The sequence below is a fragment of the Cellulosimicrobium composti genome (genome assembly GCF_009711085.1).
Classification (GTDB): domain Bacteria; phylum Actinomycetota; class Actinomycetes; order Actinomycetales; family Cellulomonadaceae; genus Cellulosimicrobium; species Cellulosimicrobium composti.
Genome location: NZ_WMKA01000005.1, coordinates 72,962 through 88,753, shown reverse-complemented (window position 1 = coordinate 88,753; position 15,792 = coordinate 72,962). Strand labels below are relative to the sequence as shown.

Genomic DNA, 15,792 nt, shown 5'->3' with positions numbered 1-15,792 from the left:
GGGGGCTGGATGCTCTACGGCGCCAGGTCGATGTGCGCCCACGACAGGTCGGCGTCGCCGGCGAGGCGGAGCAGGTCCTCCTGGCGCGCCTGGCCGATGACGCTGCGGTACGCCCCGACCGTGCGGCGCAGTCGTCGGTAGCGCGACGCCTCCTTCGACAGGGGCAGCGCGGGGACGTAGCGCTCGATCGCGGCTCCGTCCGGCGCGGCGCACACCCACGAGGGGAAGATCTCCGTCGCTCCGTCGGGGCGGTCCTGGGTGGCGGCGTCGAACGCGGCGGCCCAGGGGTCGGCGTCGGTCGAGATGAAGGCGGCGTCGCCGTACCGCTGCGCGACGTTCTTGCGCACCGCGTGGCCCTTGTACCGGTGGACCCGTCCCTCACGCTGCTCGAGGTCGACGGGGTTGCCGGGCAGGTTCCAGTGCACGACGGCGTGCGAGTACGTGTGGAAGTCCAGCCCTTCCTGCCCGACGGACGTGGACGCCAGCACGAACGGCCAGAACGGTGAGTTGAAGGCCGTGCGGACGTGCTCCTCGCGGATCTCGGCACCCTCGTCCGTGGTGCCGCGCCCGAAGCGCGCGGCGAAGTGCGTGCGCACCCGCCGGTCCTCGACGCGCACCTGCCCGTCGGCGACCCGGATGTCGTCGACGGCCGACGTCGGCGTCCGCAGCTGCAGTGCGCCGCGCAGCACCTCCCCGATCCGCGCAGCGCGCTCGTGCACCGTCTTGTCCACGAGCCCCTCGGACTCCACGAGGGTGTGGGCGTACTCGTCGAGCACGGCCTGGAGTCCACCGTCCGCGCAGTAGTCCAGCACGGAGCGCCAGTACGCGGTGTCGTCGCGGGTGGCGTCAGCCCGTTCCGCGTCCACGAGCGTCTGCGTCTCGGGGCGGTTGAAAAGGGAGCGGAACCCGCCGCCGATCCCGAAGGCGATCTCCCGGACCTCGGGGTCCGACGCCCACCAGCCGTCGGGGGCGGCGTCCGAGGCGGAACCGACCGCCCGCCCGAGCGCGCGCAGCGCGCAGGTCCCAGGGGCGGCGAGCGCAGCGGCGGTGAGCACGTCGACGAGGTCGTGGGGTCGCGCCCCGAGCTCGTCCGCCCGGATCTCGCGGGCGGCCGCGACGTGCCGCTCGAACGCCCGTGCGTGCCCGGCGCCGTCCGGCTCATCAGCGTCCTCGTCGTGGCCGAGGACGTCGAAGAAGCCGTCCTGGCCCGCCACGCGTGCGGCGTCGAGCAGGAGCGGCGCCGCCCAGTACCAGCGCTGATCGGCACCCGGACGCAGCGAGGAGTCGCCGGGTGGCAGCGATGCGAGCATCGACTCCACCCCGGCGCGCACGGCCGCCTCGACCTCGCCGCGGGTCAGGCGACGTCCTGCGGCTCGCGCGTGCCGCAGCGGGTCTCCCGCGTCGGCGAGCGCGACGGACGGGTAGGAGAGGAGGAACGTCGGCATGCCGTCGAGCCGGCCCTCGGAGATCCGGTACTGCAGGCGCGGCGTGGGCGCCGGGTCGCCGTACCGGCGCCGGCCGCCGCTCGCCGCGGTGGCCGCCCGACGCTCCGCCTCGTAGCTCACGACGACGGAGATCGCCTTGGGTGCGACGTTCCAGGCCGAGAACGCGAGCCGCTTGGTGAACCGCGCGAGCGCCGGGTCGGCGAACGGGCCGGCGGGCTCGTAGTACGGGAGCGACGGCGGGAGCCACGCGAGCCGCCATGCCCCGCGGTCGAGCACGTCGGTGACCAGGCCGCGCATCTTGGCGTTGCCCGGGTCGAGGCGCTCGTACGCGTCGACGACGTCGTAGGGCAGCAACCCCCGTGCGCTCGCGAGCGCGGAGGTGACGGCCGGCGCGTGCGCGGCGACGGCGTCGTCGAACAGGGTCTTCACCTTGTACGTGCGTCGGTCCATGAGGTTGAGCGTGTACGGGGTGGAGCGCCAGAACTCGAGCATGTCCTGGCGCTGCGCGCCCGATGCCGCGTGCACGGCTCCGGCGACGTCGTCGAGCGACGCGTGGTCGAGGAGGTCGCCCGCGGTGACCTCGACCCCGGGGAGCGGGACCTCGCGAAGCATGCCGTCCTTCTCGCGCGTCGCGGCCAGGCGTTCCGTCCTGCAGATCACGCGCCGCAGCTCGTGCTCGACGGCGTCGCGCGCAGTGATCGCCCGTGCGACGGCGGACTCGTCGGTCGGCGCGAGCATCCCCTCGCGCATCGTCGCGAGCCCTGCCCGCACCGTCGCAGCGCGGTCGGCACCGGCGAGGAACTCGACCGTGCTGACGAAGTCGCGGTAGTGGTCTTCGCCGTCGGGCTCGTCGGGCAGCGTGTACATCTTGTAGGGCGTCGCGGAGAGCAGGAGGGTGCGCACGGCGGTACCGTCCGTGCCCGCGTACCCGACGAGGGAGTGCAGCAGCTCTGCGGCCTCGCTCTCGGCATCGGCCCGCATGAGCTCGCTGAAGCGCTGGAACTCGTCCATGACGACGAGGTCGGGCTCGAGCCGCTCGATCGCGAGCCGTGCGACGGTGGCGCGCATAGCGCCGATGATCCTCGACCGTCGGCGCGAGAGGTCCTTCGCAGGGTTCCCGCGCAGGTAGTTGAACTCCTGGACGCACTCGGCCAGCTCGTCGAGGAGCTTCCCGCCGCGCGGTCCTCGGTCGCGCGAGAGCTGCTCGGCGAACTCGGCAGCGAAGTCCAGGTCGAGCTCGTGCATCCGGTGGCGTCGGAAGCGCTCGACGTCCGCGGTGAAGTTCTTGAGGCTGGAGGAGTCGCGGAAGAACTGGAGCCAGCGTCGTGGCCGCACGTCGAGGTCCTGCGACCCGCGAGCGAGCATCCAGTACATGACGACGCGCTCGAGGGCTCGCCCGCCGCCGCTCGTCACCTGGAGCGACGTCCCGGGGGTGAACGAGACGAAGTTGAGCTTCTTGCCCGCGAGCTCGCCCGTGACGAGCGGCATGAGCGTGAGGCGCTCCGCGTGGAGCGGCTCGTGCCCGCGGAGGGTGAGGCGGGCGAGGTTCTGTCGGGCGATCTGCTGGTTGGAGCAGATGTACACGACGTCGATCCGGTCGACCGTGTCCCACAGCAGGTCGACGGCCTTGGCGATGACGCCCTTCGCGACCAGCGTCTTGCCGAGCCCCACCTCGTCGGCGACGAGGAAGCGGTGGCTCGGGTCGACGTCGTCCCACAGTCGCGCGTGCACGTGGTCGACGGTGCGACGCTGAAAGTCCTTGAGGTGGCGCAGGACGTCGTCGACGTCCGGCCGCTCCTGCGGGTGGGGGTCAGCGGGCACGGCGCGCCTCCTCGACGACGGTCCACAGCTCGGCGAACCCCTCGGGGACGAGGTCTTCGCCGTCGGGCATCTCGGCCAGCCGGTCGACGAGCTGCGCGACGCGGTCGAGCGCTTCGTCGCCGTGCGCGACCGCGCGCGCGAGCGGCTCGAACAGGTCCGGCGTCGCGCTGCCCGGCGCGACCCACGAGGCCCCGGCCGGGTCGCCGACCGGACCGGTGGTGAACGGGGACGCCGCCGCAGGGTCGGCGAGGAGCAGGGCGAGATAGCGCGCGACGTCGTCCCGGCTACGCAGGGCGTCGCGGACCGCGGCGTGCCGCCGCTCGGCGACGTCACCGTCCAGGCCGAGCACGACGACGCACCGCCGGGTCGCACGCTCGTCACCCGTCCCGGCTGTCGTCTCCACGGCGAGGAACGGGGTGACGGCACGAAGGCTCAGGCCCTCCCACGCGACGTCCGCGCCCTCGTGGAACACCCGTGCGTGCAGGTCGGCCGGCAGGGTCACCGGCCACGTGACCGTGGCGGCGCCGGGGACCGGCTCGGGCAGGCCGTGCGTCCCGACGACGAGGCGCGCCGTGGGATCGCCGTCGCTGCCGTCCGCGTCGTCCGTGGTGAGGGTCGCGCGCAGTCCGGACGCGGCGAGACGCCGGTGGAAGTCGTCGATGTCGAGGGCCGTGGACTCGGCAGGGTCGACGACCGGCTCGGACGAGCGCGGCGCGAACGCGTCGAGCACCTTCTCCAGGCCGGGGACGTCCTTCGCACCGTCGAGCGTCGCGCGCACGCCGACGTCGGCGGTGCGGCCGTGCAGGGCGACCGCCAGCTCGACGTTCCCGCCCCACGCCGCCGTGGTGAGGTTCGCGCTCCCGGTGACCGTCGTGCTGTCCCGACCGGAGTCCACGACGACCGTCTTGGCATGCAGACCGTCGCGGACGCGATCCGTCTCGCGGACCGGCTCGGCGGTCGAGCGGGGGCTGCCGCCCGGTGAGGCGGCGCCGTCGTCCGAGGACGGGTCGCGCTCGGCCGCTGACGACAGGGTCCGGGTCGCCCAGCGGTCGAGCGGGATGGTGCCCAGCCGGTCGAACGTCTCTGCGCGGGAGACGAGCGTGCGGTCGTCCGCGTCGGGGAGCCTGCGGAGCAGCCCGGCGTCGAGGAAGGGGCTCACCGCGAGGACGCGGTCCGCGGCGTCGGGGAACGGCCAGGGCGTCGCGACACCGTCGAGCCCGAGGGGCAGGACCTCGGCGTTCCGGAACGGTGCGGGCGGGGCGAGCCGCGCGTTCGCGACCGACGCGGCGACGGACTCCACCTGCGCGGCGCGGTCCTCGGGGAGCGGGGACGTCGCCAGCCGGGGGAGAGCGCGCAGGAAAGCGCTGATCGGGGCGGGGGCGACCGGCTCGGCGGCCGACTCGTCCTCGTCCAGAACGAGCACGGTGTCCCAGGACAGGTCGAACGTCAGGTTGCGGCTGAGCACGACGAACCGGTGGCGGTACGCGCCGTCGTCGTCGACGAACCGCAGGGTCCACGACTTGGGATGGAACAACCGACCCCGTGCCGGGGCCATGACCTGGTGCACGGCCCCCTCGACGAAGGTGAGCACCGAGCGGTACGACGCCGGCACGCTGATCCCGCCGGCCTGGCAGAAGACCGTGGTGAGCTCGCTGTAGCGCTGGACGGCCTCGAGCAGGCCGATGGGATCGGTCGCGGCGAGGTCGTCGCCGTCGACCTGGGCGCTCGCGTCGAGCGTCGCGAAGGTCACGGGACCCAGCAGCAGTGCGGTGAGGTCGAGCGAGAACGTTGTGGCGATCGCGGCGTCGACGCGCAGGCCGGCGGGCGGGCGGAGCGCGTCGGTGAGCAGGACGCGGGTGTCCGGGGTGAGCATCAGGCGGTGGTCCTTGCGGTGAGGAGCGCGTCGGCCGGCTGCCCACGTCGAATGGTGCTCGGGCGGTCGGGCAGAGCGGACAGGAGGTCGTCGAGGAGCCGCCGGGTCACGCCCCACCGGTAGTCGAGCCGGCCGGTCCCCGACTCGCCCTTCCACGCCTCGCGGGCCGATCTGTTCGTGAGGCGTGCGCGTCCGCCCTTGAGACGACGCTCCCGCTGGGTGACAAGGTCGCGTGCTCGTGACGAGTCCTCGACGCGGTCGCCGTCGAGCAGGAGGTCGAGCCACCCGTCGGTGAACAGGCGGGTCGGCAGAGGGATCTTGTCGTTGCGCGAGGTGAGGACGCTCCACAGCTCGCCGCGGTCCCAGCCGTCGAGGGTGCGCGTCTCGACGATCTCCTCGTGCCAGTCGTCGAGGCGCTCGCGGTAGTGGTCGACGACGTCCGGGACGGCAGCTGCCTCGGCGACGAGAAGGTTGTACAGGAGCGCGGCACCGTGCATCGCGAGGCTGAACCGCGTCGCGTGCTCGACGACCGTTCGAAGGTCGCTCGGCGCGCCGACCAGCGAGAGCTCCGCGGCCGAGGCGGCGCCGAGGTCGACGGCGTCGCGGTGCTCGAGAAGCCATCCGAGCAGCGAGCCGCGGGTCGTGGTGCGCAGCCGTTCGAGGAGGACCTCGGCCTCCTCGGGGCGCAGGTCGAAGGTCGTCGACCGCAGCAGGTCCTCGGGAGGTTCGAGGGCGGCGAGGTCGAAGCCGGTGTCCAGGACCCTGTCACGAGCACCCGGGTCGTCCGTCTCGGTCCGGCCACGGCCCGCCCCACGGAGAGCGGAGCCGCGGCGCAGATGCCCGACGACGCTCGTGTCCCAGGTGCGCAGCTGCCAGCGGCCGAGCGGTCCCCAGTAGACCTCGCTCGGCATGCGCTTCAGCTTCGCACGGGCGGTCTGGCCGAGGATGCCTTGGTTCCGGCCGCGCTCCTCGTCCCGGTAGCCCTCGAGCAGCGACTCGATGAGCCGCACCTCGTCGGCGCGCAGACGGCGCACGGCGTCGTCGACGGTCGAGGTGTCACGGACCGCACGCTGCACCAGCCACGGGACGAACAGCACGTACCGCAGCCGGGTGAGCAGCGTCGACGTCCCCGGGAACAGCGCGTCGGAGAACGTGTCCCGGATCGACCCGATCCCCAGCTCGTCGACCGTGCCCTGCTCCTTGAACAGGTCGATGACCTCGAGCATGCTGCGGCGCTGCGCATGGTCGGTGTCGAGCCAGCCGAACGATGACGACATGCGCTGCTCCTTGATCTCCGAAGACACGCGAAGCCTAGGAAGACCTGGCTACCGACGGAAGTTGAGACTGGGTGAAAACGGACCATGGCATGCAGGTCCGGCAACCTCACAGCTATCCGTCGCAACCAATGGTGGGAAGGCAAGACATGACCACCCCGGCGACAGCCGCAATCGGGTCGTGGCGGCGAAGCCCCCTCACGGTGCCGTCGGCGACACTCCGATGGTCCGGCGCGTCGGTACTATGCCCGTGGCTTGGCGACGATGCGGAGCACGATGGAACCAACCATCCGCGGAGGTGCTTGTGAGGAACGATGGCGACGCGATCGATCGCCTGCGCAAGCATCTTGTGGACGCCAACACCGTCTCATCGCTCTCAGAGTCGTTCTCGATCTTTGCTTTCGAGGCCTTCGAAGACTTGCTCGCCGACGCCGACATGAACCTTCTCCTGTGGCGCGGGGCGCTCGACGAGCCTCTCAATGGCCTCGAGTCCGAGCACGTGCTGCGCTCACGCCTCGACCAGCACCATGTCGCACAGCGCTGTCTCACCTGGGCTCAGCAGCACGTGGAAGTGCGCGAGCTCAAGCGGAAGACGCGTGAGACCTGGGTGCAGGTCGACGGCCCGACACCGTTCGCGCTCACAGGCGCCGGGTTCGACGCCGAGAGCGTGGGAGTCGTCGCCGCTGAGGGTGTGCACCTGCTCCAGGAGCACACGGGCGACGAGGCCGTCGCACCGATCGCCAAGCAGATGGCCCAACTCTGGCGAGACCACGCAGTCGGGGTGCCCGCCACTGACCTCTTCCTCAACCGCCTGCGCGAGTTGGTCCGGGACAACGACCCCGAGTCGGTGTACCTGCGGATCGTCACGACCCTGTTCGAGGACTTCCTCAACGATTCAGCGGACGACACCCGCCGGCGCGGCCTGACTGGCTTCTACGACACGCAGGTGTGGAAGAAGCTCTACAAGTTCCAGCGCGACGGTGTCCTGGGCGCGATCCAGAAGCTCGAGCGCCACAACGGCTGCATCATCGCCGACAGCGTCGGCCTCGGTAAGACGTTTGAGGCCCTGGCGGTCATCAAGTACTACGAGCTGCGCAACGACCGCGTCCTCGTTCTCGCCCCGAAGCGGCTGCGGGAGAACTGGACGATCTACCGGAGCAACGACGTGCGCAACCCTCTGGTCGACGACCGGTTCAACTACGACGTCCTGAACCACACCGATCTGAGCCGCGACTACGGGTTCTCCGGAGACATCGACCTCGCCCACATCAACTGGGGCAACTACGACCTCGTCGTCATCGACGAGTCGCACAACTTCCGCAACAACCCCCAGCTTCAACGCGACACGAAGACGCGCTACCAGAAGCTGATGGAGGACGTCTTCAAGGCGGGCGTGAAGACCAAGGTCCTCATGCTTTCGGCCACCCCGGTGAACACACGCCTGGCGGACCTGAAGAATCAGGTGCTGTTCGCCACCGAGGGCAACGATGACGCCTTGGCCGGTGACGGGATCAAGAGCATCGAGTCCACGCTGCGCCAGGCCCAGACGCGGTTCCGTGCCTGGCAGGACACTCCCGAGTCTCAGCGTTCCGCGCAGACACTGGTGAGCTACCTCGGCCTGGACTACATCCGTCTTCTCGACCTGGTCACGATCGCCCGGTCGCGCAAGCACATCGAGAAGTACTACGGCACCTCGGACGTCGGGAAGTTCCCCGATCGCCGTCAGCCGGTGAACATCAAGTCGGCGATCGACGCCCGCGACCAACTCATGCCGCTGGCGGACATCAACCGCAGAATCCTGGCGCTCAACCTCGCCTCCTATAAGCCGATGTCGTACGTGCTCCCGAGCCATCGCGACAGGTACGCCCAGCTCTACGACCACAAGATCGCCGGCTCCGGGGACCGGATCTTCCGCCAGGAGCACCGGGACAACAACGTCGTCCACCTCCTGCGGGTCAACCTGCTCAAGCGGCTCGAGTCCTCGGTGAACTCCATGGCGATGACCGTCGGCAAGATGCTCCACACGGTCCAGACAACGATCGACAAGCTCGACGCCTACGAGGCCGACCACTCCCGCGCCATCTCGCTCGCAGAGATCGAGGGCCGCGACTGGGACGACCTGAACTTCGACGACCCGATGTTCGAAGACGCCGTCGTCGGCTCGAATGTGAAGGTCCTCCTGCCGGACATCGACCGCCCCCGCTGGCGCCAGGAGCTCGAAGAGGACCGCGACGCACTCCGCGAGCTTCTCGACGAGATGTCGGTCGTCACCCCCGCCCGCGACCTCAAGCTCGCCAAGCTCAAGGACTATCTGCGCGAGAAGATCGAGAACCCCTACAACACCGGCAACCGCAAGGCCCTCGTCTTCACGGCCTTCTCCGACACCGCGGAGTACCTGTACGAGCACATCGCACCGTGGGCGCAGAAGGAGTTCGGCATCCACGTCGCGCTCGTGACGGGTTCGACGGCCAAGGCTACGCTCAAGATGCCGCGAACGGACATGCTCGGCGTCCTGACAGCGTTCTCGCCACTGTCGAAGTCCGGGGACCCGGCCGCCGACCAGATCGATCTCGTCATCGCCACGGATGCGATCTCCGAGGGCCAGAACCTCCAGGACTGCGACACCGTCGTCAACTACGACATCCACTGGAACCCGGTTCGAATCGTCCAGCGCTTTGGCCGCGTGGACCGGCTCGGCACCCAGAACACCAGCGTGCAGCTGGTGAACTTCTGGCCGGACCTCGACCTGGAGTCGTACATCAACCTCGAGAAGCGTGTCTCGGGCCGCATGGCGCTGCTCGACGTGTCCGCTACTGGCGAGGAGAACCTCCTCACCGAGGCCGAGCAGAAGGCGATGAACGACCTCGAGTACCGACGCAAACAGCTCGAGCAGATGCAGACCGCCGCCCCGACGATGGAGGATCTCGCCGGCGGGTTGAGCATCACCGATCTCACCCTCTCCGACTTCCGCATGGACGCTGCCGCCCGCGACGCCAACGCTCTCGCCGAACTGGCACAGTGGCCCCAGGCCCTCCATGGAGTCGCGCGGTTCGACGCTACCCTTGACGCCGAGGGCCTCGGCCCAGGGGCCGTCTTCTTGCTCCGCGTCCGCGACGAGGAGATCCCGCTTCCGCCGGCCTATCCGCTCGCCCCCTTCTTGCTGCTCTACGTCACCGACGACGGCACTGTCGCCCACGCGGTCGACGAGCCCAAGCTCGCCCTGGACGTCCTGCGGCGACACGGCATGGACGCGCCCTCAGTCGATGCCGAGGCGGTCGCGAGCTTCGTCAAGCGGACACGAGGCGGCGCGCGGATGGACCACTACCGCGGGCTGCTCGAGGCCGCGATCACCGCGGCGACCGGCAAGGGCACCGAGAACCGCGTGGCATCGCTCTTCACCGCAGGCCCCTCCCTTCTCGGTCATGGCGACGCCTCTGCCGGGCGGGCGTCGGTCGACCTCATCGCGTGGATGGCGCTCGTCCCGTGACATTCGACCCTGTCCAAACCCTTGGGCTCCCCGAGCGCGCACTCGTCGGCGAGCGGCTCACCAAGAAGCTCCTGCTCGACATGGCCGCCGAGACCGCCAGCGACCGGAAACTCATCACCAACGCCATCGCCAGCGCGACCGTCGAAGCGGTGCTCACCCCCGCCACCACGGGCATCGCCGAACATCGCGAACCCGGGCGGCGTGTTCAGGACGTCGCGGTGATCTCACTCGTGCTCGCAGGCCAGGTCAGTGCGAAAGACCAGGCGCGCGCCCTCGACCTCGTGCACCGCTCGATGCCACGCCCCGTCATCGTCCTGCTCAAGGCACCTGATGACGGGGTGGCGATCTCCGCCGCACTGACCCGGCTCAGCCAGACCGACGACTCACGCTCCGTCGTCGAGGCATCCATCGCCGGAGACCTCGCCTCGCTACCCGAAGGCTCACTCAACATCGGCCAGCTTGTCCGCACCGATCTCTGGGCGTACTACCAGGACCTTGCTAAGGCGATCGCGACCGACGGCATCGGGTCGCCTGACCTGGACGCCGAGCACGCCATCGCCGAGCGCCGCCGCCTCGACAGCCTCGAAGCCGATCTCGCTACCATCACGCGCCAGGCGCAGAAGGAAAAGTCCCTTCCGAAGCGCATCGACTTGAACACACGGGCCAAGACACTGCGCGCCGAGATCGAGGATGTCAGGGGCCTCCTCTACGCTCACCACCAGCAACAACACCGCTAGCAGAACCGAGAGCAGGATCGTGACAGAGCCGTTCGAACCCATCGACACCCTCGCCGGACCCGGCGAAGCCAAGACCAACGCACAGACTCTGGCACGTCTTCTGGGAGAGGTGTTCCCCGAAGCCGTCACCGAGGACGGCATCGACTTCGAGGCCCTGAAGCAGCTCGTTGGCGAGGAAGCCCTCCCGTCGACTGCGGAGAAGTTCGGCCTCTCGTGGCCGGGGAAGGCCGCATCAAGGCGGCTCGCCCTGCTCCCCCCGACCGGAACGCTGCTGCCACGCCCCGATGAGTCGGTGCAGTGGGACTCGACCAAGAACATCGTCATCGAGGGCGACAACCTCGAAGTGCTGCGCCTGCTCCGCCGGGCTTACGCCGGCAAGGTCGATGTCATCTACATCGACCCGCCGTACAACACCGGTAGCGACCTCGTTTATCACGACTCCCGGGTGACGCCGAAGGACGAGTTCGAGGCTCAGGTTGGCGAGCGCGATGACGAAGGCCGCCTCGTCAAGAACACTGACGCCTCTGGGCGGCGCCACTCTGCGTGGCTCGACATGATGCACCCCCGCCTGTGGGCGGCGCGGGACCTGCTCAAGCAGACAGGCGTCGTCATCGCCGCGATCGACGACAACGAGCACGCGAACCTCCGGATGCTCCTCGACCAAGTCTTCGGCTCCGAGAACTTCCTCGCGAACGTCGTGTGGCAGGGCTCCGGCAAGAACGACGCACGCTTCACGTCCGGCGGCCTCGACTACATGCTCATCTACGCGGCCAACAAGAACGTCCTGGTCGCCAACGACGTCCGCTTCAAGACCCCGAAGAAGGGGTACGACCTGGTCATCGAGGCTGGGGCCAAGGCGTGGGAGAAGTCGAAGCACAACGCCGCCGTCGCGACCGAGCTCTTCCGCGAATGGTGGCGCACGCGTCCGGATACCGAGCCTGGGCTCAAGGCATACAGCGAGATCGATGAGCAAGGCCGGATCTTCACTCGTGACAACCTCGCGAGCCCTAACCCACGCGAGAACCTGCGGTTCGATGTTCTGCATCCTAAGACTGGCAAACCGGTCCCAATGCACCCCAACGGTTGGCGACTCTCGCGTGAGGCGATGGACGAGCGCATCAAGCAGGGGCAGATCATCTTCGGCCCTGACCACACAACCACTCCTCGGTTCAAGCGCCTCCTCTCGGACATGGATGAACAGGCGATCCGTCCCATCGTGACCCAGGAACGGGCGCCCGCCAGCGACGGCCTGGCGCGCCTTCTCGGCGAGAAGGTGTTCGACTATCCGAAGGACACAGGCGTGCTTGGGACCTGGATCAACGCGGTATCAGGGTCCAACAGGGACGCAGTCGTCCTCGACTTCTTTGCGGGGTCGGGCTCGACTGGCCACGCCGTGATGGAGCTAAACGCGACGGACGCTCTTGAGGACCCAGAAGCCGGCGGCCGACGGCAGTACATTCTCGTGCAGATTGACGAGCCAGTCGAGCACGCCAAGTACAAGACGATCGCAGACATCGCCCGGGAGCGCTTGCGTCGCGCGGGAAAGGCCATCGCCGACGTTCAGGGCCTGAATGCGGGAAGCCTCGACCTGGGCTTCCGCTCGTATCACCTCGCCGAATCGAACACTCGCAAGTGGGACGGCACCATCGGCGAGCAGTCGCTTGAGGATGCCGTGGCGACCGCCGTCGACAACCTGCTGCCAGGGCGCACCACAGACGACCTTCTGGTCGAGATGATGCTGCGTCTTGGCCTGGAGTTGACTACGCCCGTCGAGCAGCGGGAGGTGGGAGGGTCTCCGCTGTACAACCTGGGTGGCGGCACGATGTTCGCCTACTTCGGGACCGACATCACCGTCGACGAGTCGAAGCAGATCGCTCAGGCGATCCGCACCTGGCGCGACGAGGAGGGCCCGGTCACCGAGGCGGCCGTCGTCGTCCGCGACACCGGCTTCGCCGACTCCGCAGCCAAGCTCAACCTCGCCGCCGCGCTGAACCAGGCTGGCATCACCAATCTCCGGAGCATCTGAGTGGCAACCACAGCATCGTCGAGCTCGTGGAAGTTCGAGTCCGACCTGGAGTACCAGCGCCAGGCCATCGACGCCGTCACGGGGCTGTTCAAAGGCCAGGAGGCGATGGTCTCGAACTTTACTGTCCTGGCGAATGCCGGTGTTCAGGCCGGCTTTGATGAGCTCTCCGACCTCGGTGTCGGCAACCGGCTCCGTCTCGACGACGAGTCCATCCTGAGCAACCTGCACAAGGTCCAGGACGCTACCGGCCTTGTGCCCGAAGACTCCCTGGAGTCGATGAACTTCACCGTCGAGATGGAGACCGGGACCGGCAAGACGTACGTCTACCTGCGGACGGTCTACGAGCTCAACGAGAAGTACGGGTTCACGAAGTTCGTCATCGTGGTTCCTTCGGTGGCGATCAAGGAGGGCGTCGAGACCTCGATCTCTCAGCTGCGCGAGCACCTCGGCTCGCTGTACGGCAACCCGGCGATGGAGCACTTTCAGTACGACTCGGCGAACCTGTCGCGGGTGCGGTCCTTCGCCGTCGCGGACTCGATCCAGATCATGATCGTGACGGTCGCGGCGATCAACAAGACGACGAACAACATCTACAAGAACGCAGAAGCGCTCGGCGGTGAGGCCGCCATCGACCTCATCAGGGCGACACGGCCGATCATCATCGTCGACGAGCCGCAGTCGGTCTACGGTGACGCGGGCTTCGGGAAGCGCAAGGGTGCCGGCCGCAAGGCGCTGGAGGAGTTCAACGCCCTGGCCACGGTCCGGTACTCGGCCACGCACCCCAAGGGTGACAAGGCGAACCTCGTGTACCGGCTCGACGCCATCGCCGCGTACGACCAGCAGCTCGTCAAGCAGATCGAGGTCGACTCCCTAGAGACAGAGGCATCTGGCACCTCGGCCTACGTCAAGCTGATCTCGACCTCCCGGGCGGGCGGCAACTTCCGCGCCAAGATCGAGGTCGATCCCCCCTCGGGTACCAAGCGCAGGACGATCACCGTCGAGGTCGGCGACAACCTCGCTGACGAGACAGGCCTGGAGCGCTACCGGCACCTCGACGTCGAGAACATCGGGGCGGGCGACGACCAGTGGATCGAGCTGTCCACGCTTGCCAAGCCCCTACGGGCCGGCGAGACGCTCGGCGACGACCTGACGGCTGAGGAGCGGGCCCGGCAGATGATCGCCCGGACCATCCGGCAGCACCTGGCCAAGGAGGTCGAGTTCGCCGAGCGCGCCAAGGCTGGCGCTCCCAAGATCAAGGTGCTCAGCCTGTTCTTCGTCGACTCCGTCTCCAAGTACCGCGTCTACGAGGAGGGCCAGGCTCAGCTTGGTGAGTATGCGCGGATCTTTGAGGAGGAGTACGCGAAGATCGCGGCCGAGTCGAGGTACCAAATCCTCCGCACCGTGAAGTCTTCCCAGGAGGTTGCTGCCGAGGCGCACCAGGGCTACTTCTCCATCGACAGGAGCAAGAAGGGCGGGGACGTCTTCGTCGACACCGCGGAGACGACCGACAGGGGCCGCCAGCAAGCCTCCCTGGCCTACGAGCAGATCATGAAGAACAAGGAGTGGCTCACCACTCCGGGCACTCCGATCCGCTTCATCTTCAGCCACTCTGCGCTCCAGGAGGGCTGGGACAACCCGAACGTCTTCCAAATCTGTGTGCTGCGGAACATGGGCACCGAGCGGTGGCGTCGTCAGTCGATCGGGCGTGGCCTGCGCCTGGCGATGGAACTGCACCCTGACGGGCACCTCGAACGCGTCCACGGCCAGACGATCAACCGGCTCACGGTCATCGCGAACGAGGACTACGCGACGTTCGCCGACGGCCTGCAGAAGGAGCTCGCCGAGGACCTCGGCATGGTCTTCGGGCTCATCGCAGTCGATGCCCTTGCCGCGCTCAGGTTCAAGGAGAGCGACGCTGAAGGCGCTGCGGTGGTACCCCTCGGCGCGGAGACCGCGAAGGCTCTCGTGAAAGCGCTGCGCGACGCCGGCCATGTCGACGCCAAAGGCAACGTCCAGGACTCGCTGCGCGAGATGGTGCGCAGCGAGCCCGAAAAGCTCATCGAGACCATTGCGGCGACCGTTCCCGAACCCGCGGTGAAGATGGTCTTCGACGCCATCCGCCGCGTGGCCAGGCCGATCGACATCAAGAAGGCCCGCGAACGCCGCGACGTCCCGCTCGTCAAGGAACGGCTCGAAAGCCCTGAGTTCCGCGCCTTGTGGGACCGTATCAAGCACCGCACCGTCTACTCGGTCGAGGTCGACGAGGACGATCTGCGCGCCGCGCTGGTGCAGGCAGTCGTGGATATGCCTCCGGTGCCGCGCCGCAAGGCTTCTTGGGTGAGCACCAAGGTCAAACTCGACCAGATGGGTGTCGGCGAGGGCTCCGCTCAACGGTCCCGCGCCAAGGTCGAGTACGCCGATGCGGACGACCTGCCGGACATCCTCTCGGTGCTCGCGGACCGGACGCAGCTCACGCGTGCCACGCTGGCGCACGTCCTGACGGAGTCTGGGAAGCTCGACCAGTTCCGGCACAACCCGCAGAGGTTCATCGACGAGGTGTCCGCCGCGCTCACCACAACCAAGGAAAAGCTCCTGGTCGACGGTCTGAAGTATGAGCCGATCCCAGCCGACCGCCCCGACGACGAGCGCTGGTACTCCCAGGAGATCTTCACCGACGACGACCTCGCCGGATACGTTGGCGACGGCGGAAACATCATCGTTGACGAGTACGGAGAGCCGAGGAGGTTCGCCAAGTCGGTGTTCGAGTCGCTCGTGACGGACTCAGACGTCGAGCGCGCCTTCGCCAAGCAACTCGAGGACCAGACCGAGGTCAAGCTCTTCGTCAAGCTGCCGTCGCGGTTTCAGATCCCCACCCCGCTCGGCTACTACAACCCAGACTGGGCGGCCGTCATCGAGCGAGAGGGCGAAGAAAGCCTCTACTTCGTCGTCGAGACCAAGGGAACCACCGACAAGAGCAAGCTGCGGGCCTCCGAGCGACAAAAGATCGACTCGGCTGTCAGGCACTTTGAGGCCGTCAGGGTTGCCAATTCCTATGCTGACCTCGTTTACCCGACCCACCCTGTGGTCTCAGTTGCGGACTTGGGCGCCTACATTGACGGGATCGCCTGA

7 protein-coding genes are annotated in these 15,792 nt (G+C 68.3%); 4 read left to right on the top strand and 3 right to left on the bottom strand.

Annotated elements, in window-relative coordinates; all coding sequences use genetic code 11:
- Positions 1 to 14: 14 nt before the first annotated feature.
- Genes GJV82_RS20630 through GJV82_RS03600 form a run of 3 tightly spaced genes read right to left on the bottom strand, consistent with a single transcriptional unit; the run spans position 15 to position 6,416 of the window.
- On the bottom strand, positions 15 to 3,266 hold the full coding sequence (locus GJV82_RS20630; RefSeq protein ID WP_155098273.1) for a helicase-related protein: 3,252 nt from the start codon (positions 3,264 to 3,266) through the stop codon (positions 15 to 17).
- Positions 3,256 to 5,139, bottom strand: coding sequence for a phospholipase D family protein (locus GJV82_RS03605; RefSeq protein WP_155098272.1), 1,884 nt, complete (start codon positions 5,137 to 5,139; stop codon positions 3,256 to 3,258). Before GJV82_RS03605 ends, GJV82_RS20630 begins: the two co-directional genes overlap by 11 nt.
- Entirely contained in the window at positions 5,139 to 6,416 is a 1,278-nt protein-coding gene (locus GJV82_RS03600) for a DUF6361 family protein (protein WP_155098271.1), read from the bottom strand. Before GJV82_RS03600 ends, GJV82_RS03605 begins: the two co-directional genes overlap by 1 nt.
- Before the next feature lie 295 nt (positions 6,417 to 6,711).
- Between GJV82_RS03600 and GJV82_RS03595 the strand changes: the two genes are divergently transcribed.
- The 4 genes from GJV82_RS03595 to GJV82_RS03580 are packed head-to-tail and all read left to right on the top strand — an operon-like array spanning position 6,712 to position 15,792.
- The gene (locus GJV82_RS03595; protein ID WP_318657240.1) at positions 6,712 to 9,900 is read left to right on the top strand and encodes a helicase-related protein; all 3,189 of its coding nucleotides are present in this window, start codon (positions 6,712 to 6,714) and stop codon (positions 9,898 to 9,900) included.
- Positions 9,897 to 10,637, top strand: coding sequence for a DUF4391 domain-containing protein (locus tag GJV82_RS03590; protein ID WP_155098270.1), 741 nt, complete (start codon positions 9,897 to 9,899; stop codon positions 10,635 to 10,637). Before GJV82_RS03595 ends, GJV82_RS03590 begins: the two co-directional genes overlap by 4 nt.
- 19 nt (positions 10,638 to 10,656) lie before the next feature.
- Complete coding sequence (locus GJV82_RS03585; protein ID WP_196217176.1) at positions 10,657 to 12,663, top strand: site-specific DNA-methyltransferase; 2,007 nt, start codon at positions 10,657 to 10,659, stop codon at positions 12,661 to 12,663.
- Positions 12,664 to 15,792, top strand: a complete 3,129-nt coding sequence (locus GJV82_RS03580) for a restriction endonuclease (RefSeq protein ID WP_318657239.1) — start codon at positions 12,664 to 12,666, stop codon at positions 15,790 to 15,792.

Excerpts from the sequence above, each read along its gene's own strand:
- GJV82_RS03605 (WP_155098272.1), bottom strand. The coding sequence starts at position 5,139 with ATGCTCACCCCGGACACCCGCGTCCTGCTCACCGACGCGCTCCGCCCG.
- GJV82_RS03600 (WP_155098271.1), bottom strand. The coding sequence starts at position 6,416 with ATGTCGTCATCGTTCGGCTGGCTCGACACCGACCATGCGCAGCGCCGC.